The following is a 17173-nucleotide window of genomic DNA, read 5'->3' on the forward strand; positions in this document are numbered from 1 at the left end:
CTAATCCTTTCGGCCAGTGAGGTGTTCAAACGATTGCATACTTAACGCACGGGTAACCGGAACGTGGTTTACTGTGTCCAGCAGAGGAAAGGCCAAAGCTTAGAAAACAGAAACGGACACGGTCATGGAATACGCAGGCACGGCAAGTCTCACGATCAGCGAACTTCGCGAATTCGCAAGCTTTACGCCCTCGGAGCAGCGCTACATCCGGCGCAGCCTCGATGTCGGTCTCGGCCGGCAGGATGCGTTCAAGCTGTGGGGGCGCAATGCGGAAGAGAAGTCCTCGATCCGCTGCCAGTACGAGATGTACCGCGACCTGCCGGTGCTGCGCGCGCAGCAGCCCGATGAATACGGGGTGGTCGATCTCGACGTGTTCATGGGCAAGCTCATCCGGCTCGCCATGTTCGACCTCGCGCAGGGCAGCCTGACCAGCTTCTCGGCCTTCCGCTTTCTTTACGAGCGTCTCTTGGGCGCCGGGGCGCGGCCCTGGTTGCCGGGCGCCTTCTGCGGTGCGGCGGCGCTCCCGCAGATCCGCCCCGACCGGCGCAAGACGCTGCTCCACTCGATCAGCGAGGCGGCCGCCACCGCGCCCGGCTGGTCGACCCGCGAACCCGGTTTCTACCCCGAATGGATCGAGCTGGAAGCCGCCTGACGCGCTTGCGACCGATCGAGAGGGTCACTTCGGGTCGCACCGTTCCCTCGCTCGCCAAAAGGCACCAAGGGCCGATCACCTCCGGGCGATCGGCCTTCTTGCGACAGGGCCTTGCGTGAGGCCCTGAGCTGCGGGCGGTGATTGTCGCCATTCGGATAGATCCAAGTCCGGTGCGCATCGCCGTGCGATTGTGGCATCCTTGCAATCATGGAAGACCGGCTGCGCGGACGCGCCGGAACATGAGGTGCAGGACGTGACGATGAAACCGCAGACGGCAGGCCGGCGGGCGATGCCCGGGCTCGACGACAGCGAGGACCAGACTTTCGGCATGATTGCCGCGTTGGCCAGCGAACTGGCCATGGCGCGCGAGCGTATCGACACGCTCGAACGCCTGCTGGCGGCGCAGGGCACGCTCGACGCCGACGCGGTCGAGGCCTATGTTCCCGACGAGGAGGCCGCCAAGGCGCGCGGCGCGTTGCGCCAGCGGATGATCGGCAAGGTCTTCCGGCCGATCCGCGAGGCGGCGATCCGCCGCGCCGCCCAATCGACCCCGACCAAGGGAGCCTGAAACCGATGTCGCATCCCATGCTGGCCAGTGCCAACCACGACGAGACCGCCGAACAGCTCTTCGTGCGCGATCTGCAGACCTGGCTCTACACCGAAGTCGAACCCCACGAGCGCCAGATCGCCGAGCAGCTCGATCCCGGCCTTTCGCACAATTCGCGCGCCGAGGCGGTGTTCGAGGCGCTCCACGCGGAGCCCGCGTTCCTGGGCTGGTCGAACTTGCGCCGCACGACCCAGGAACTGCTGTGGGATTCGGTGTGGAACTGTGTCGATCGCCAGGCCGGAGCGCTCGACGCCAAGGCCGCCGAGGCGGGTGAACTGGGCTCGCTGAGCCTTGATCCCGACTTCACGGTGCCCGCCTATCTCGCCGATTCGCACGTCCACCTCATGCCCGGCGGCTACGGTTCGGACACCGAGGGCGTGCGTCAGGGCGCGCTGATGGATCGCGGCGGCGCGGTCTACATGCTCGGGCGCAACGGCGGCTTCCTCAACGACGGTCGCGGCAAGGCGGTCGCGGCGCATCTTGCCACCTGCTATCCCGATTTCGCGCCCGAAAAGCTTGTCGAACTGGGCTGCGGAGTGGGTTCGAGCGTGATCCCGGTGGCCAATCTCTATCCCGGGGCCCAATCCTATGCTGTCGACGTCGGCGCCTCGGTGCTGCGCTATGCCCACGCCCGCGCGGCGCACCTGGGCGCGGACATTCATTTCGTGCAGGACGATGCCGAGCGCACCCGCTTCGAGGACGGGAGCTTCGATCTCGTGTTCACCGCTGCGGTCATGCACGAGACTTCGCCCGAGGCGATTCGCCGCATCATCGCCGAAAGCCACCGCCTGCTGCGCAAGGGCGGCGTCGCGGTCCATCTCGAAGTGCCGGTCAAGTACGAGACGCTCGACTTGTGGAGCCAGGTAATCGCGGGGGTCGAGCGCGACTACAACAACGAACCTGCCTGGCAGGAGGCCACTTCGGCGGACTATGCCGCCTTGCTGCGCGAGGCCGGGTTCGAGGATTGCAGGATCGGCTTCCAGGACGCGGTCTTCGGGCCCGATCTTTCGGCGAGCACTTTCGGGACCGAATCGAAGGGGGTCTTCCTGTCCTGGTTCGTCGCCTCGGGCCGCAAGTAGGGCCGCCTTGGGCCATTCGCGAAAAGGGGCGCCTTCCCGATGGGAGGTCGCCCCTTTTTCGTGTCCGGCTTTTTCGCGTCAGTTCCGGTAGAGCCGGTCGAGTCGCTCGCCGTAGCGCTCCTTGAGCTTGTGGCGGCGGATCTTGAGGCTAGGGGTCATTTCCTCGTTCTCGATCGCGAAGGGCTCGTCGGCGAAGGCAAACTGGCGCACTTTCTCGATGACCGAGAGCTCGCGGTTCACCCGGTCGATCGCCTCGCGCAGCGCGGCGCGAAAAGGTGCGGTCGGCTCGAGCGCGGCGAGATCGCCCGCGAGGCCCCGTTCGGCCGCCCATTCGCGCGCCCAGTCCGCATCGGGCACGATCAGGCCCACGACATAGGGTCGCCGGTCGCCCGCGACCATGGCCTGCGCAATCTCGGGTTGAAGCGTGAGCATCGATTCGATCCGCTGGGGCGAGACGTTGTCGCCCTTGTCGTTGACGATCATGTCCTTCTTGCGGTCGGTGATGCAGATGCGGCCCTTGTCGTCGATGTGGCCGATGTCGCCGGTGAGCAGCCACCCGTCCTGGAGCGCGGCGCGGCTGGCGGCCTCGTTCTGCCAGTAACCGTGCATGACCAGTTCGCCGCGCACGCAAATCTCGCCGTCCTCGGCGATCCTGACCTCCGCGTGGCGCAAGGGCGGGCCGACGGTGTCCATCTTGATGCCCGCGCGCGGGCGGTTGACCGAGATCACCGGGCCGCTTTCGGTTTGGCCGTAGCCTTGCAGGAGGGTGAGGCCCATGGCGTCGAAGAACTGGCCGATCTCGGGGTTGAGCGGCGCGCCGCCCGAGACCAGCGCCTTCATGTGCCCGCCGAACTTCGCGCGAATCTTGGGGCGCAAGGTGCGTTCGAGCAGGAAGTCGAGCGGCCCGTCGGTGAGCCGCGTGCGGCCTTGCGCCTTGCGCGCGGCGAGCGCGATCGCCTGCTCCATCAGCCACTTGGCCGCGCCGCCCTGCTTCTCGATCTGCTTCATGATCTTGGTGCGCAGGACTTCGAAGAGACGCGGCACCACGACCATGATGGTCGGGCCCACTTCCTCGATGTTGGCGGCGAGCTTCTCGAGCCCCTCGGCGTAGTAGATCTGGCCGCCGAGCGTCACGGGGAAGATCTGCCCCGCGGTGTGCTCGTAGGCGTGGCTGAGCGGGAGGAAGGAGAGGAACTTCTCGGGCACGTCGAGGTGGAAGTCCTCGAGGATGACCGCGGTCGTGCCGGCGACGTTGGTCAGCAGCATGCCGTGATGCTGGCGCACCCCGCGCGGCGCGCCGCCGGTGCCGCTGGTGTAGATGATGCAGGCGAGCGTATCGCGCTGGATGTGGATGAGGCGCGCTTCGACTTCTGCGCGCGCGGCCTGGGCATCGCCCGTCAGCATGTCGGCGAAGAGCGCGGTGTCGAAATTGCCGCCCTGCAGGCTGGGCAGTTCGTCCATGCCGATCACGTGGCTGCACAAGTCGGTCTGCACGATCGCGGGAAGCAGCGCCTTGGCCAGCTTCGCACTCGACACGATTGCCGCGCAGGCGCCTGAATTTTCAAGGATATGGGTGTGATCGCGGGTGGTGTTGGTGGTGTAGGTCGGCACCGTCACGCAGCCGGCCGCCATGATCGCAAGGTCCGAAATGCACCATTCGGGCCGGTTTTCCGAGACGATCAGCACGCGGTCGCCGTCGGCAAGCCCCATGCGCCGCAGCGCGCTGGCCATCAGGCAGACACGGCGGGCGACTTCGGCCCAGCTGATCGCGCGCCATTCGCCATCGTGCTTGGACCAGAGCATGGGAGTCTCGCCCAGCGCGTCGGCGCGCTTGAGGAACAGCGACACGACGTTCGCGCTCCTGTCGAATTCGGCAAGATCCATGACCTGGGACATTCCTCTCGTGCGCCTCGCGTTTCACCCGGTGTGTGGTCCGGCCGCTCCCGTCCAGAGTCGCGGCCCCGGTCGGACGCGCCGGCCAGGGGCAGGCTCGTTTGCCGAACGTTTAGGCGCGGCAAACGGTTGCGGCAAGATCGCCGCGCCTCCTGTCAGAATTGTCCCGATTAGGCCAGTGGATTGATTTTGACATTTGCATCCCCCCGAAGGGGTGGGCACATGTCAGAAGCGAACCACCAGACTACTCGTGCGCGCCGTTGAGGCTGTTCTTGCGCCGCTTGATCACGGTGACGTTGCCCAGCGTGTCCATTCCCACGCCCTCGCTGCGCGGATCGGCGGCCCCGATCCAGCGCCCGCCCACCTTCTCCACGGCGTTGGCCTTGAGACCGAGCGGCACGACCTTGACGCTCTCGCCCAGCTTCTCGAGCGCGGGGACCATGGCGGCGAGTTCGGTGCCCTCCTCGAGGCTCGCGACCTTCGAGCCGGGCGCGTAGATCAGCCCGAGCGCGATGGCGTCCTGTGCCGAGAGGTCCCAGTCGATCACGCCGACGATGGCCTTGGCGATCTGGCAGATGATCGTCGCGCCGCCCGCCGCGCCGACCGCGAGGCGGACCGTGCCATCGGGGTTGTAGACGATGGTGGGGGCCATCGAGCTGCGCGGGCGCTTGCCGCCGGCCACGCGGTTGGCGACGAGATAGCCGTCCTGGCTCGGCACCGGGTCGAAATCGGGCAGTTCGTTGTTGAGCATGAAGCCGTGCGTGGAGATGCCCGAGCCGAAGTAGCCGTTGATCGTGGTGGTGACCTGGCTGACGTTGCCCTGTTTGTCGACGACGGCAAGGTCGCTCGTGCCCGGATCGTCGCGGAAGGGGACGCGCTGGCGTTCGGGGGCGCCATCGGGCGTGCCCGGCTCGATCACGGCGATCGTGCGGTCGGGCTGGATCAGCGCCGAGCGCCGCGCGAGGTAGGCGGGGTCGAGCAGGCCCTTGACCGGCACGCCGACGAAATCGGGATCGCCCATGTAGAGGTTGCGATCGGCATAGGCGAGGCGCTCGGATTCGGCGAGGAGGTGCCAGGCGACCGGGCTGTCCTTGCCCAGCGCCTTCATGTCGAAGCGTTCGAGTTGCTTGAGGATCATCAGCACGGTGAGGCCGCCCGAGGAGGGCGGGCCCATCGAGCAGACCTTGTAGCCGCGGTAGCTGTCGCAGACGGCGGCACGCTCCTTGGCCTGGTAGGCGGCGAGGTCGGCCGTGGTGATCGGCGAGGAGAGCGGCTTGGCCGTATTCAGCGCCTCGACGATGTCCTTGGCGATGTCGCCCTTGTAGAAGGGCTCGGGGCCCTGGCTGGCGAGGCGTTCGAAGGTCTCGGCAAGCGCGGGAGTCTTGAGCGTCGTTCCCACCGCCACCGGCTGGCCGCCCGGGAAATAAGTGTCCTTTGCCCATCCGGTGACGTGCTGGCTGTAGAGCTTGAGCCCGTTATGCAGCCGATCGGTGACAACGAAGCCGTCGCGTGCCAGCGCGATCGCGGGCTGGAACAGCGCCGCCCAGGGCAGCTTGCCCCAGCGTCTGTGCGCCTGTGCCATCGCGGCGAGCGCGCCCGGAACGCCCGAACTAAGCGCGCCGGTGTAGATCTGCGCCGGGGGCAGGGGCTTGCCGTCCTGACCCACGAACCAGTTGCCGTCGGCGGCGGCGGGCGCCGTCTCGCGTCCGTCAATCGTTGCGATCGAATGGTCGTCGGCGCCGTGACGCAGCCAGAACAGGCCGCCGCCGATCCCCGAATTCTGCGGCTCGACGACGTTGAGCGCGAGCATCGTGGCGATCGCGGCGTCGGTCGAGCTGCCGCCCTGGTTGAGGATTGCGATACCTGCCGCGGCCGCGCGGGGGTCGGCTGCGCTGACGAGCCCGGTGCCGGTGGCGTCGCGGGCCTGGGCGGAGGACGCCATGCCGCCGCCGGGCGGGGGCATCGTCGCGACCGGCGCGGCGCAGGCGGCGAGGGCGGTGGTGGCGGTAAGGGCGAGCGAGGCGCGAAGGCCGATCAGGGAACTGCGGAACATCGCGCCCGAGGCTATTCGCTTCCGACCGCCTCGGCAATGGTGGTGAACCCGTCGCGCTTCATGAGCCTTTCCAGTCCCTTGCAGATCGAACGGGCAATGTAGGGGCCTTCATAGACCATTGCGCTGTAGACCTGGACGAGGCTGGCGCCGGCGCGGATGCGCGCCCAAGCGTCCTCGGCGGTGGCAATGCCGCCCACGCCCACCAGCGGCAGTGCGCCGCCGGTCGCCTTGCGGAAGTCGCGCAGGCGCTGCTGCGCGAGGTCCTTCAGCGGCGCGCCCGAAAGCCCGCCGGTCTCGCCCGCATGCGCCGATTTCAGCGGCGGACGCGAGATCGTGGTGTTCGAGACGATCAGTGCGCCCAGTTTGCGTTCGATGGCGATGCGCGCGATCGCGTCGATGTCGGCGGGTTCGAGATCGGGGGCGACCTTGAGGAAGACCGGAGGGCCGCCCTCGGGACAAGCCTGGGCCTTGGCTTCGTTGACCGCGTCGAGCAGGCCGGTCAGCGCCGATTCGTCCTGCAGCGCGCGCAGGCCCGGGGTGTTCGGGCTGGAGATGTTGACCGCGAGGTAGGTCGCGAGCGGGGCCATCATGCGCGCCATCGCCGCGTAGTCGGCCACGCGGTCGTCCGAATCCTTGTTCGCGCCGATGTTGATGCCGAGCACGCCCGGGCGTCCCAGGCGCGCCGCGAAGCGCCCGCGCGCCGCTTCGCCGCCGCCGTTGTTGAAGCCCATGCGGTTGATCACCGCGCGGTCCTCGACGAGCCGGAACAGGCGCGGCTTCGGATTGCCGGCCTGGGGAAGCGGGGTGATCGATCCTGCCTCGGCAAAGCCGAAGCCCACCTTGAGCAGCGCGTCGGGAACTTCGCCGTCCTTGTCGAAGCCGGCGGCCATGCCCACGGGATTGGGAAAGGCGATTCCCGCGACCTCGGTGGCGAGCGTGGGATTTGCGCGGGCCGGGGTCAGCGCGGCGAGCAGGGGAAGGCTGCGAAGGGCCATTCCATGCGCCGATTCGGGGTCGAGTCGGAACAAGGCCTTGGTTAGGAGTGCGTACATAACGTTAGCGCTCATAGCTGCGTTGCAGGAAGGCCACAAATCTTTCGTCTAACAACAATTGTCAGCAAAAAAGCGTCTTTGACGCAACTGCGAACGCATCAGCGTGTCGCAAATCTACAATTCCTGAACGGATCGTCAGCTTACACAACCCCTGCGACCCGAAGGGCTCGTAGCGGGATGCGCTCGAGTTCTTTATACCTTAGGGCGGCTTGGCGCGGCTAGCGCCTAGCCGCCCTTTTTTCGCGCCATTCCCACCTTTTTAGAACGCTGCGCGCCGTTTTGGGTCATGCCACGTGCAGGTTTTGCATTCCTGCCCCCCCGGACGGCGCGCCGGGCCCGCCTTGAAACGCGCGCCCGCATGCGCTAGTTAAATCGGAAAGATTTGATCCAGTTTGACCACAGGGTTTCGAGAAGCTTCCGCTTATGCGCCTTTCCAGCATGGCCGACTACGCCGTCGTCATCATGTCCGCCGCCGCGCGGCATTGCGGCGGCGTGCGCGTGAATGCGGGGCAACTGGCCGAGGAGACCGGACTTCCGGCACCCACGGTGCAGAAGCTGGTGAGCAAACTGACCGCGGCGGGGCTGATGCGCTCGTCGCGTGGCGCTGGCGGGGGGCTCAAGCTGGCCCGTCCGCCGGCTGCGATCACGATCGCCGACATCGTCGAGGCAGTGGAAGGGCCGATCGCGCTCACCGCCTGCATCGAAGAGGGCAAGCATGACTGCACGCTGGAGGGGCAATGCACGGTGCGCCCCCACTGGCCGCAGGTGAATGCGGCCCTGCGCGGGGCATTGGCACAGGTGCCCCTCACCCAGTTCGTCGAGGAAGCATAAATGACACAAGGATCCGCCCCTCTTACTCCGGAGGCCCCGGAGCGCGATCAGGCCGCGCGCGAGGCAGCTGCGCGCGTCGCCGAATACGAGCACGGCTGGTCGTCGGACATCGAGCAGGAATACGGCCCCAAGGGCCTGTCCGAGGATACCGTGCGCTTCATTTCGGCCAAGAAGGACGAGCCGGAGTGGATGCTCGAATGGCGTCTCAAGGCCTATCGCCGCTGGCTCGAGATGACCCCGCCCGACTGGGCCAAGCTCGACGTGCCGCCGATCGACTACCAGGAAGCCTATTATTGGGCCGCGCCCAAGAAGAAGGAGGCGCTCGCGAGTCTTGACGAGGTCGATCCGGAAATCCTGCGCGTCTACGAGAAGCTGGGCATTCCGCTCGAAGAGCAGAAGGTGCTCGCCGGCGTCGAGGGCGCGCGCAAGGTCGCGGTCGATGCGGTCTTCGATTCGGTTTCGGTCGCCACCACCTTCCGCAAGGAGCTGGAGAGCGCGGGCGTGATCTTTCGCTCGATCTCCGAGGCGATCCGCGAATACCCCGAGCTGGTCAAGAAGTGGCTGGGCAAGGTCGTTCCGGTCCAGGACAACTACTTTGCCGCGCTCAACTGCGCGGTCTTTTCCGACGGCACGTTCGTCTACGTGCCCGAGGGCGTGCGCTGCCCGATGGAGCTCTCGACCTATTTTCGCATCAACGCCGAGAACACCGGCCAGTTCGAGCGCACGCTGATCGTGGCCGACAAGGGCGCCTATGTCTCGTACCTCGAGGGCTGCACCGCGCCGCAGCGCGACGAAAACCAGCTCCATGCCGCCGTGGTCGAACTGGTTGCGCTGGAAGACGCCGAAATCAAGTATTCGACCGTCCAGAACTGGTACCCCGGCAACGCCGAGGGCAAGGGCGGCATCTACAACTTCGTGACCAAGCGCGCGCTGTGCCAGGGGGACCGCTCGAAGGTCTCCTGGACCCAGGTCGAGACCGGCTCGGCGATCACCTGGAAATACCCGTCCTGCGTCCTCAACGGCAAGGATTCGGTCGGCGAGTTCTACTCGGTCGCGGTCACCAACAACTATCAGCAGGCCGACACCGGCACCAAGATGATCCACAACGGCGCGGGATCGCGCTCGACGATCATCTCCAAGGGCATCTCGGCGGGCAAGTCGAACAACACCTACCGCGGCCTCGTGCGCGTGGGTGCGAATGCCGAGAACGTGCGCAACTTCACCCAGTGCGATTCGCTGCTGCTGGGCAAGGAGTGCGGCGCGCACACCGTCCCCTACATCGAGGTGCGCAACCCCAGCGCCCAGATCGAGCACGAGGCGACCACCTCGAAGATCAGCGACGACCAGCTGTTCTACGCGCAGCAGCGCGGGCTCGACACCGAGGCGGCGGTCGGCCTCATCGTCAACGGCTTTGCCAAGGAAGTGCTCCAGCAATTGCCCATGGAATTCGCGGTCGAGGCGCAGAAGCTGCTCGGCATTTCGCTGGAAGGGAGTGTCGGTTGATGACCGCAGAACGCAAGACTTTGGGTGTGAGCCGCGCCGATACCGGCATCCGGGGCGATGCCCGCCAGGGCTTCGTGCTGACCGGCGCGCGCTATGAGAAGCTCAAGGAGCGCGCCCGCGAGCAGCGCCACCATCCCAGCGAGGCGCAGGCGCTCCTGTGGGAGGAACTGCGCGGCTCGAAGCTGGGCGGGGTCAAGTTCATCCGCCAGGCCATCGTCGGCTCGGCGATCGTCGACTTTGCCTGCCCGGCGCGCTGGATCGCAGTGCAGATCACGCCCGAAGGCGCCAACGCCGAAGTGGCGACGCTTCAGGACGGCAAGCTGATCCAGGTCGGCGTGCGCCTCCTGCGCTTCGCCGAGGCCGACGTGCTGGGCGACACCGCCGGTGTGGTCCAGGCGATCACCGCCGAGGTCAACAAGCCCTTCGACAAGCGCGCGGCGCGGCGCGGGGTCCCGATGCCCCGGTTCGACGACACCGGCGCTGAAGGCTGAGGCCGTGGCCGGGCACGGCTTCGAAGGGATGACGGTCAACGAACGTCTCGTCGAAGCTGGACTGCTCGAAGAATACGAACTGGCGCACTCCTGCGGGGAGCGCGCGAAAATCAATGCCGTTCTGGCCAAGATTGGCCTTCGCCGGGACGAAAACGACATGAATTGGACGATTGAACCGATGCTCACGATCGAAGACCTGCGCGCCAACGTGGCCGACAAGCCGATCCTCAAGGGCCTCAGCCTCGAGATCAAGGCGGGCGAGATTCACGCCATCATGGGCCCCAACGGCGCGGGCAAGTCGACGCTGGGCTACACGCTCGGCGGCCGCCCCGGCTACGAGGTGACCGGCGGCTCGGCGACGCTGTGCGGCGAGGACCTGCTGGACATGGAACCGCACGAGCGCGCGGCGGCGGGCCTGTTCCTGGGCTTCCAGTACCCGGTGGAGATTCCGGGCGTCTCCTTCGTCCAGTTCCTGCGCGAGGCGGCCAACGCCCAGCGCAAGAGCCGCGGCGAGGAACCGCTGTCGGGCGGCGAGTTCCTCAAGCTTGCCAAGGAGAAGGCCGGTCTTCTCAAGATGGACATGGACATGCTCAAGCGCCCGGTGAACGTGGGCTTCTCGGGCGGCGAGAAGAAGCGCGCCGAGATGGTGCAGATGGGCGTGCTCGATCCCAAGCTGGCGATCCTCGACGAGACCGACTCGGGCCTCGACATCGACGCGCTGCGCATCTGCGGCGAGGGCATCAACGCGATCATGCGCCGCGAGGACAAGGCGGTGCTGCTGATCACCCACTACCAGCGCCTGCTCGACTATGTGAAGCCGGACTATGTCCACATCCTGTCGGCGGGCCGCATCGTCAAGTCGGGCGGTCCCGACCTTGCGCTGCGCCTCGAGGAAGAGGGCTACGAGGCCGTCGTCGCCGAGACCGCCGCATGAGCGAGGTCCTGTCTCTTCCCACCCGCCGGGACGAGGATTTCCGGTACTCCGACCTCAAGGCGCTCGAGGCGCTCTGGCCGATCGTGCCCGAGACGATCGCGATCGCCGACGGCGACGAGGAAGCGCTGCAGTTCGTCCTCGACGGCGGCGCGCCGATCGCGCGTCATCTCGTGATCACGCTTGGCAAGGGGGCGAAGCTCGACCTTCGCGTGCTTTCGGCGGGTCCGGCCTATGGCCGTTTCGCCATCGACGTGCGGCTCGGCGAGGGGGCGGATTTCACCTTCGGCGCGGCGCAACTGGCGACGGCTTCGGAAAATCTCGAAGTGGTGACCAAGGTCGTCCACACCGGCCTCAACGCCAGCTCGAGCCAGATCGTGCGCTCGGTGCTCGGCGGCACTTCGGTTGGCACGTACCTGGGGTGCATCGGTGTCGAGCGCGGTGCGGACGGCACCGATGCGCAGCAGTCGGTGCGCGCGATGCTGCTTGATCGCACGGCGACCGCCAACGCCAAGCCCGAACTGGAAATCTACGCCGACGACGTGAAGGCCGCGCACGGTTGCGCGGTGGGTGAACTCGACGCGCAGGGGCTGTTCTACCTCATGTCGCGCGGACTTCCCCCGCTCGATGCCAAGCGCCTGATGCTTCAGGCCTTCGTGGCCGAGGCCTTCGCGGGCGCGCCGCAGAGCGACGAGTTGAACGCGGCGGCACAGGCGCGGTTGCAGGCGATCCTGGCATGACCACCGCTACGCTGACCCTGAAGGACCAGTTCCCCGGGCTCGTTTCGGCGAATGGGGCGGGCAACTGGCACTACCTCGACACCGCCGCGACCGCGCAGAAGCCGCAGGCCGTGATCGACGCCACGGTCAACGCCATGGGCCGCGATTACGCGACCGTGCACCGCGGCGTCTACGCGCGCTCGGCCGAGATGACGCTGGCCTTCGAGGCGGCCCGCCGCACGAGTGCGCGCTTCATCGGCGCCGCCGAGGACGAGATTGTGTTCACCCGCGGCGCGACCGAGGCGATCAACCTCGTCGCGCAGACCTGGGGCCAGGCGAACCTCAAGGCGGGCGATCGCATCCTGCTCTCGGTGCTCGAGCACCATTCGAACATCGTGCCCTGGCAGCTCCTCGCCGAGCGCGTCGGCGCGGTGATCGACGTCTGCCCGTTGACCGCGGACGGCCGGATCGATCTCGAGGCCGCCGAGCGCATTCTGACCCCGACGCACAAGCTGGTCGCCTTTGCGCACGTTTCGAACGTGCTGGGCTCCGTGCTCCACGTGGAACATGCCGCGAAGCTGGCGCACGCGGTGGGGGCGAAGCTGCTCGTCGATGGCTGCCAGGCCGCGCCGCGCCTCGCACTCGACGTGAAGGCGATGGGCTGCGATTTCTATGCCTTCTCGGCGCACAAGCTCTACGGTCCCACCGGGATCGGCGTGCTCTGGGCGAAGAAGGACCTGCTCGACGCGATGCCGCCCTGGCACGGCGGCGGGGCGATGATCGACCGCGTGACCTTTGAAAAGACCACCTATGCCCCTGCGCCGCAGCGTTTCGAGGCGGGTACCCCGATGATCGTCGAGGCGCTCGGCATGGCGGCGGCGATGGACTGGCTGTCCGGTGTAGGGCTTGCCCGCGCCGAGGCGCACGAGCGTGATCTGGCCGCGACGCTGCGCCGCGAACTGGCGGCGCGTAACGACGTGACGTTGTTCGGTCCGGACGATGCCCTGGGTATCGTCAGTTTCGCGCTCGACGGGGTTCACCCGCACGATCTGGGTACCATATTGGACGAGGAAGGCGCCGATGGCAGCCGCGTGGCGATCCGCGCCGGCCACCACTGCGCACAGCCGCTGATGGATCACCTTGGCGTTTCGGCCACAGCGCGGGCCAGTTTCGGCCTTTACAGCGATGAAAGCGATATCGAGGCGCTCCTGAAAGGGATCGAGCGCACCAGGAGAATTTTTGGATGAGCAACGAGGCCAAGCCCCCCTTCACGGTCGAGACGGTCGACCAGGCCCCGACCCCGCCGCGCGCACGGGTCGAGGATGCCCCCCAGCCCGAAGCGGAGACGACCGGCGAGCGCAAGCGCGACTACCTCGATGGTTTCCTGGCTGAAAAGCCGCAAGGGATCGATCCTGGCGCGCCGGGCGGCGCGATCTACGACGGTGTCGTCGATGTGCTGAAGGAAATCTTCGATCCCGAAATTCCGGTCAACATCTATGACCTCGGCCTCATCTACGCGGTCGACGTCTCGCCCGAGGCTTCGGTGGCGGTCACCATGACGCTGACCACGCCGCACTGCCCGGTCGCCGAATCGATGCCGGGCGAAGTCGAATTGCGTGTCGCCGCCGTTCCCGGCGTGCGCGACGCCGAGGTGAACCTGGTCTGGGATCCGCCGTGGGACATGGCCAAGATGTCGGACGAGGCGAAGCTCGAACTGGGCATGCTGTGAGCGCAGAAGGGCCGCTGGCGACATTGGAGGTGGCCGCGTTCAGCGTGCGCCTTGCCAATTTCGGCTACGAGGCGGACGGGCACGCGATTGTCAGGCTTCTCGATGCCTATGCGCGCGATCCGATGGGCGGGGGCGAGGGGTTGGCCACGCAGGTCGCCGAGCGCCTGCCGATGGCGCTCCACGCCTTCCCCGGCGCGTTCTCGGTGCTCGCCTTCGCGGGGGCAGTTCCGGTGGGCCTTGCCAACTGCTTCACCGGATTCTCGACCTTTGCGGCGCGCCCGCTGGTCAACATCCACGATCTCGTGGTACTTTCGCCGTATCGCGGCAAGGGCGTAGGCTCTGCGTTGATGGTCGCGGTCGAGGACGAGGCCCGCACCCGCGGGGCCTGCAAGGTGACGCTCGAGGTGCTTTCGGGCAATGCCCCGGCCAAGGCGCTCTACCGCGCGCAGGGCTACCGCGACTATGCGCTCGATCCCGAGGCAGGCACAGCGCAATTCTGGGAAAAGAAGCTATGACGACAACCACCACCACCCGTCCGCGCCCCGCCGCCGTCCTCCTGACGCCGAGCGCCGAGGCGCGTGTCGCCAAGCTGATGGCCGAGGCGCCCGAGGGCGCGGTGGGCGTCAAGCTCTCGACCCCGCGCCGGGGCTGCTCGGGTCTTGCCTATTCGGTCGACTACGTCACGCAGGAAAACGCGATGGACGAAAAGATCGCGACACCCGGCGGCGTGTTCTACATCGACGCGGCTTCCGTGCTCTACCTGATCGGCAGCACGATGGACTGGCAGGAGGACGACTTCACCGCCGGTTTCGTCTTCAACAATCCCAATGCCAAGGGCAGCTGCGGCTGCGGTGAGAGCTTCACCGTCTAGTCGCGCTTCCGCTCGACGGCGGGGCTTCAGCCTTCGGCCAAGAAGCGCAGAAGCGCCTGGTCGTAATCGTCGACCGCGCCGCTCGCCTCGATCCGCTCGTCGAGCCAGATCTGCTCTTCGCCGGTCACTTCGGTGGCGGCTTCGACGAGCGCGTTGACATCGGGCCGGGCGGGCTTGCGCCCGAAGACCTTGCCCGCGCGATTGGGATGGAGCATGGCCCGCGCGGTCTTGCCGAGGAAGCCGGCGACCGAGGTGGCGTGATCGTTCATGTACCGGTCGAGTTCGGCCGCGCGCGCGGGGCTGACCGGGGTGTGCCGGGTGAACCCCTGGAGGTAGTTGGCCACGCCCTGGACGAACAGCGCCTTCCATTCAGGCGCATTTGCAGCCCCCAGCGTCGCGTCCTTGAGGCGGTAGAGCAGCTCGGCCTCGCGCCGGCTCACGCCCGCGGGGCGCTCTGAGCCGCTGGCGAAGAGAATCCGCCGCAGGATCGCGGTGTCCTCACGCGTGATCGTGCCTTTCTCCACTTGCGGGCCCCGCCTGGCGAGACCGGTGCCATCGCGAATCGCGCGCTCGAGGCGCTCGAGAGCCCAGACCCGCAGCGATTCGGGTGTTGATTGGGCGGTTTCGAACACGCGCACCACGACGGCGAGCTCGGTCTCGGGGCAAAGTGCCTGGTCGCGTTCGATCGCGTCGACAAGCCAGCGCGCGTTGGCTTCATCGAGGTATCCGCGCGGTTCGATCGTCTCGACGAGGTAGTGCGCGATCGCTTCGGTGAAGAAGGCGCACCAGGCCGGGGGCGGCTCGACCAGCGCCCGGTTGATCGCAAAGATCGTCTGCGCCTCGTCCTGGGTGATCGTGGCGTCGCGCCATCCGGCCCGGCGCAGCGCGAGGATGTCGGCCTCCTCGATCGTTCCGCTTGCCGAGACCTTTTGCGCAATCGCGCCGAAATGCGTGGTCATGGTGTCGCTTCTCCCCGCGATCGCCGTTGGGAAGAGCCTGTCACCTCGCGCCTAATGGGCGGTTAATGGCGCGCCGACAGGCGCGTCGAGGGCCCGGTATCAGCGCTGGCGCAGCGCCGCGACGCAGGCCGCACGGTCGACGTCCTGCCCGTCCGACTGGCGGCGGGCATCGACGTAAGTGGCGACGGGGCTTTTTGAATTGCTGGTGGGATAGAGATAGACGTCGAGCAGGCAGGCGCGTCCGGTGAACTGCAGCTTGCGCGCATCGCCCTCCCAGACATCGAGGCGAGGTTGGCCGAACTGGCGGACGAGTTCGCGTTCGGTCACGCCGATGACGCCCTCGAGGCCACGCATCGTCATGAACTGCGGATCGCGCGGGCCTGACGGGGTGGCGGGGCGGATCGTGGTCGAATGGGTGGGGCGCGAGGAACCTGTCGGCCGGCTCGGCGCCCCGCTCGAGACGCAGCCTGCGAGCGGGAGCGCCAGAGCGAGCGCGGCGGCGAGCACGGCGCCGCGCGAACCGCCGCGCGAGGTACCACGTGGGCGCGAAAGGGTCCGGTTCGGCAGGCGAGGGTGCGCGGGCACGGGCGAATGAACTGTCATCTTCCCCCGCGCATCGCGCGCCCGCCGCGCGCTGTCAACGGGGGCGCGCGATGCAGGGGTGTTGCACCGCGACGGACGGCAGGCTACTCGCGGCATGATGCGCGCGCGAGCCGCGCCGGTTATCCTTTCCCGCCGATCAACCCTTTTACTTGAGGAAACACGCTGCATGAGCGAGACCACCCTGGACGTCGTTGCCATCGGCAATGCCATCGTCGATGTCATGGCCCACTGCGAGGATGCCCTGATCGAGGAGCTGGGCCTCGTGCGCGGCGGCATGACGTTGATCGACACCGAGGGGGCGAATTCGCTTTACGCGCGCATGGGCCAGGCGACCGAGATCTCGGGCGGTTCGGCGGCGAACACGCTGGCGGGCCTTGCCGCGCTGGGTGCCAAGTGCGGCTTCATCGGCCAGGTCGCCGAGGACCAGCTGGGTGAAATCTTCGCGCACGACATCCGCTCGGGCGGCATCGCCTTCACCACCGAGGCGCGCGAGGGCAACCCGCCCACCGCGCGCTGCCTGATCTTCGTCACCCCCGACGGCCAGCGCACGATGAACACCTACCTCGGTGCCTCGCAGTACCTGCCCGCTGCCGCGCTCGACCTTGACATGATCGCGAGCGCCAAGGTGCTTTACCTCGAAGGCTACCTGTGGGACCCCGAGGAACCCCGCGCGGCGATGCGCCAGGCGATCGATGCGGCGCGCAAGGCCGGGCGCAAGGTTGCCTTCACGCTCTCCGACGCCTTCGTCATCAGCCGCCACGGCGACGACTTCCGCGCGCTGATCGAGGCCGGGCAGATCGACATCCTCTTCGCCAACGAGGTCGAGCTGGCCTCGCTGACCGGTGAGGACGATTTCGACGCCGGGATCGCCGCGCTTGCTCCCAAGGTGCCCACGCTCGTCGTCACGCGCAGCGAGAAGGGCGCCGTCGCGGTCGTGGACGGCACGCTGACCCAGGTTCCCGCCGAGCCGATCGCCAAGGTCGTCGACACCACCGGCGCGGGCGACCTTTTCGCAGCGGGCTTCCTCTCCGGCCACGTGCGCGGGCTGGAGGTTGCCAAGTGCCTCAAGCTTGGTGCAATCTGCGCGGCAGAGATCATCTCGCACATGGGCGCGCGCCCCGAGGCCGACCTCGAGGCGCTGACCGCGCAAGTCGCCTGAGCCATTCGCTCCGTCGGCCGCGGGTCGACGGAGCGCTTCCT

At 67.3% G+C, this 17173-nt stretch carries 18 protein-coding genes; 13 read left to right on the forward strand and 5 right to left on the reverse strand.

Annotated features, from left to right (window positions below; all coding sequences use genetic code 11):
- Nucleotides 1-124 precede the first annotated feature (124 nt).
- The 3 genes from HT136_RS11010 (at nucleotide 125) to HT136_RS11020 (ending at nucleotide 2338) form a co-directional block, all read left to right on the forward strand.
- Complete coding sequence (locus HT136_RS11010) at nucleotides 125-652, forward strand: hypothetical protein (RefSeq protein WP_214199806.1); 528 nt, start codon at nucleotides 125-127, stop codon at nucleotides 650-652.
- Nucleotides 653-911: 259 nt separating this feature from the next.
- Nucleotides 912-1220 carry a hypothetical protein gene (locus HT136_RS11015; RefSeq protein WP_214199807.1) on the forward strand — a complete coding sequence of 103 codons (309 nt, stop codon included), beginning with the start codon at nucleotides 912-914 and terminating at the stop codon, nucleotides 1218-1220.
- A 5-nt stretch (nucleotides 1221-1225) separates the two neighbouring features.
- Entirely contained in the window at nucleotides 1226-2338 is a 1113-nt protein-coding gene (locus HT136_RS11020; protein ID WP_214199808.1) for a class I SAM-dependent methyltransferase, read from the forward strand.
- Between the two features lie 78 nt (nucleotides 2339-2416).
- On the opposite strand, the gene HT136_RS11025 is transcribed toward HT136_RS11020, so the two are convergent.
- The 3 genes from HT136_RS11025 to HT136_RS11035 all read right to left on the reverse strand — a co-directional run bounded on the left by HT136_RS11025 (nucleotide 2417) and on the right by HT136_RS11035 (nucleotide 7351).
- Nucleotides 2417-4222: an AMP-dependent synthetase/ligase gene (locus HT136_RS11025; protein ID WP_214199852.1), complete on the reverse strand. Its 1806-nt coding sequence runs from the start codon at nucleotides 4220-4222 to the stop codon at nucleotides 2417-2419.
- Between the two features lie 253 nt (nucleotides 4223-4475).
- Nucleotides 4476-6284 (reverse strand): gamma-glutamyltransferase, encoded by a 1809-nt coding sequence (ggt, locus tag HT136_RS11030; protein WP_214199809.1) that lies wholly within the window; start codon nucleotides 6282-6284, stop codon nucleotides 4476-4478.
- An 11-nt stretch (nucleotides 6285-6295) separates the two neighbouring features.
- Nucleotides 6296-7351 carry a quinone-dependent dihydroorotate dehydrogenase gene (locus HT136_RS11035; protein WP_214199810.1) on the reverse strand — a complete coding sequence of 352 codons (1056 nt, stop codon included), beginning with the start codon at nucleotides 7349-7351 and terminating at the stop codon, nucleotides 6296-6298.
- Between the two features lie 408 nt (nucleotides 7352-7759).
- Here HT136_RS11035 and HT136_RS11040 point away from each other — a divergent pair, with 408 nt between their 5' ends.
- The 9 genes from HT136_RS11040 to HT136_RS11080 all read left to right on the forward strand — a co-directional run bounded on the left by HT136_RS11040 (nucleotide 7760) and on the right by HT136_RS11080 (nucleotide 14411).
- Complete coding sequence (locus HT136_RS11040; RefSeq protein WP_214199811.1) at nucleotides 7760-8167, forward strand: SUF system Fe-S cluster assembly regulator; 408 nt, start codon at nucleotides 7760-7762, stop codon at nucleotides 8165-8167.
- A complete protein-coding gene (gene sufB, locus HT136_RS11045; protein ID WP_214199812.1) occupies nucleotides 8168-9670 on the forward strand; it encodes a Fe-S cluster assembly protein SufB in 1503 nt (500 codons plus the stop codon).
- Nucleotides 9670-10161, forward strand: coding sequence for an endonuclease domain-containing protein (locus HT136_RS11050; RefSeq protein ID WP_214199813.1), 492 nt, complete (start codon nucleotides 9670-9672; stop codon nucleotides 10159-10161). The genes sufB and HT136_RS11050 overlap by 1 nt, the downstream gene beginning before the upstream one ends.
- 178 nt (nucleotides 10162-10339) lie before the next feature.
- Entirely contained in the window at nucleotides 10340-11095 is a 756-nt protein-coding gene (sufC, locus tag HT136_RS11055; protein WP_214199853.1) for a Fe-S cluster assembly ATPase SufC, read from the forward strand.
- A complete protein-coding gene (locus HT136_RS11060; RefSeq protein ID WP_214199814.1) occupies nucleotides 11092-11832 on the forward strand; it encodes a SufD family Fe-S cluster assembly protein in 741 nt (246 codons plus the stop codon). The genes sufC and HT136_RS11060 overlap by 4 nt, the downstream gene beginning before the upstream one ends.
- Nucleotides 11829-13058: a cysteine desulfurase gene (locus HT136_RS11065; RefSeq protein ID WP_214199815.1), complete on the forward strand. Its 1230-nt coding sequence runs from the start codon at nucleotides 11829-11831 to the stop codon at nucleotides 13056-13058. Before HT136_RS11060 ends, HT136_RS11065 begins: the two co-directional genes overlap by 4 nt.
- Nucleotides 13055-13540: an SUF system Fe-S cluster assembly protein gene (locus tag HT136_RS11070; RefSeq protein WP_214199816.1), complete on the forward strand. Its 486-nt coding sequence runs from the start codon at nucleotides 13055-13057 to the stop codon at nucleotides 13538-13540. Before HT136_RS11065 ends, HT136_RS11070 begins: the two co-directional genes overlap by 4 nt.
- Nucleotides 13537-14055, forward strand: coding sequence for a GNAT family N-acetyltransferase (locus HT136_RS11075; protein WP_343222164.1), 519 nt, complete (start codon nucleotides 13537-13539; stop codon nucleotides 14053-14055). Before HT136_RS11070 ends, HT136_RS11075 begins: the two co-directional genes overlap by 4 nt.
- The gene (locus HT136_RS11080; protein WP_214199817.1) at nucleotides 14052-14411 is read left to right on the forward strand and encodes a HesB/IscA family protein; all 360 of its coding nucleotides are present in this window, start codon (nucleotides 14052-14054) and stop codon (nucleotides 14409-14411) included. The genes HT136_RS11075 and HT136_RS11080 overlap by 4 nt, the downstream gene beginning before the upstream one ends.
- 26 nt (nucleotides 14412-14437) lie before the next feature.
- Here HT136_RS11080 and HT136_RS11085 read toward each other — a convergent pair whose 3' ends face one another.
- Nucleotides 14438-15370, reverse strand: coding sequence for a hypothetical protein (locus HT136_RS11085; protein WP_214199818.1), 933 nt, complete (start codon nucleotides 15368-15370; stop codon nucleotides 14438-14440).
- 99 nt (nucleotides 15371-15469) lie between these two features.
- The gene (locus HT136_RS11090; RefSeq protein WP_246543597.1) at nucleotides 15470-15973 is read right to left on the reverse strand and encodes a hypothetical protein; all 504 of its coding nucleotides are present in this window, start codon (nucleotides 15971-15973) and stop codon (nucleotides 15470-15472) included.
- A gap of 166 nt (nucleotides 15974-16139) precedes the next feature.
- On the opposite strand from HT136_RS11090, the gene HT136_RS11095 reads away from it, so the two are divergent.
- Nucleotides 16140-17132: an adenosine kinase gene (locus HT136_RS11095; RefSeq protein WP_214199819.1), complete on the forward strand. Its 993-nt coding sequence runs from the start codon at nucleotides 16140-16142 to the stop codon at nucleotides 17130-17132.
- The last annotated feature ends 41 nt before the right edge of the window (nucleotides 17133-17173 follow it).

It is taken from the genome of Novosphingobium profundi, from assembly GCF_018491765.1.
Classification (GTDB): domain Bacteria; phylum Pseudomonadota; class Alphaproteobacteria; order Sphingomonadales; family Sphingomonadaceae; genus Novosphingobium; species Novosphingobium profundi.

What these genes read in the sequence shown, in the direction of transcription:
- HT136_RS11020 (WP_214199808.1), top strand. Translation starts at nt 1,226, where the DNA reads ATGTCGCATCCCATGCTGGCCAGTGCCAACCACGACGAGACCGCCGAA.
- HT136_RS11095 (WP_214199819.1), top strand. Translation starts at nt 16,140, where the DNA reads ATGAGCGAGACCACCCTGGACGTCGTTGCCATCGGCAATGCCATCGTC.
- HT136_RS11070 (WP_214199816.1), top strand. Translation starts at nt 13,055, where the DNA reads ATGAGCAACGAGGCCAAGCCCCCCTTCACGGTCGAGACGGTCGACCAG.
- HT136_RS11035 (WP_214199810.1), bottom strand. Translation starts at nt 7,351, where the DNA reads ATGAGCGCTAACGTTATGTACGCACTCCTAACCAAGGCCTTGTTCCGA.
- HT136_RS11015 (WP_214199807.1), top strand. Translation starts at nt 912, where the DNA reads ATGAAACCGCAGACGGCAGGCCGGCGGGCGATGCCCGGGCTCGACGAC.
- HT136_RS11065 (WP_214199815.1), top strand. Translation starts at nt 11,829, where the DNA reads ATGACCACCGCTACGCTGACCCTGAAGGACCAGTTCCCCGGGCTCGTT.
- HT136_RS11090 (WP_246543597.1), bottom strand. Translation starts at nt 15,973, where the DNA reads ATGACAGTTCATTCGCCCGTGCCCGCGCACCCTCGCCTGCCGAACCGG.
- HT136_RS11085 (WP_214199818.1), bottom strand. Translation starts at nt 15,370, where the DNA reads ATGACCACGCATTTCGGCGCGATTGCGCAAAAGGTCTCGGCAAGCGGA.
- HT136_RS11010 (WP_214199806.1), top strand. Translation starts at nt 125, where the DNA reads ATGGAATACGCAGGCACGGCAAGTCTCACGATCAGCGAACTTCGCGAA.
- HT136_RS11025 (WP_214199852.1), bottom strand. Translation starts at nt 4,222, where the DNA reads ATGGATCTTGCCGAATTCGACAGGAGCGCGAACGTCGTGTCGCTGTTC.
- HT136_RS11080 (WP_214199817.1), top strand. Translation starts at nt 14,052, where the DNA reads ATGACGACAACCACCACCACCCGTCCGCGCCCCGCCGCCGTCCTCCTG.
- ggt (WP_214199809.1), bottom strand. Translation starts at nt 6,284, where the DNA reads ATGTTCCGCAGTTCCCTGATCGGCCTTCGCGCCTCGCTCGCCCTTACC.
- sufB (WP_214199812.1), top strand. Translation starts at nt 8,168, where the DNA reads ATGACACAAGGATCCGCCCCTCTTACTCCGGAGGCCCCGGAGCGCGAT.
- HT136_RS11050 (WP_214199813.1), top strand. Translation starts at nt 9,670, where the DNA reads ATGACCGCAGAACGCAAGACTTTGGGTGTGAGCCGCGCCGATACCGGC.
- sufC (WP_214199853.1), top strand. Translation starts at nt 10,340, where the DNA reads ATGCTCACGATCGAAGACCTGCGCGCCAACGTGGCCGACAAGCCGATC.
- HT136_RS11040 (WP_214199811.1), top strand. Translation starts at nt 7,760, where the DNA reads ATGCGCCTTTCCAGCATGGCCGACTACGCCGTCGTCATCATGTCCGCC.
- HT136_RS11060 (WP_214199814.1), top strand. Translation starts at nt 11,092, where the DNA reads ATGAGCGAGGTCCTGTCTCTTCCCACCCGCCGGGACGAGGATTTCCGG.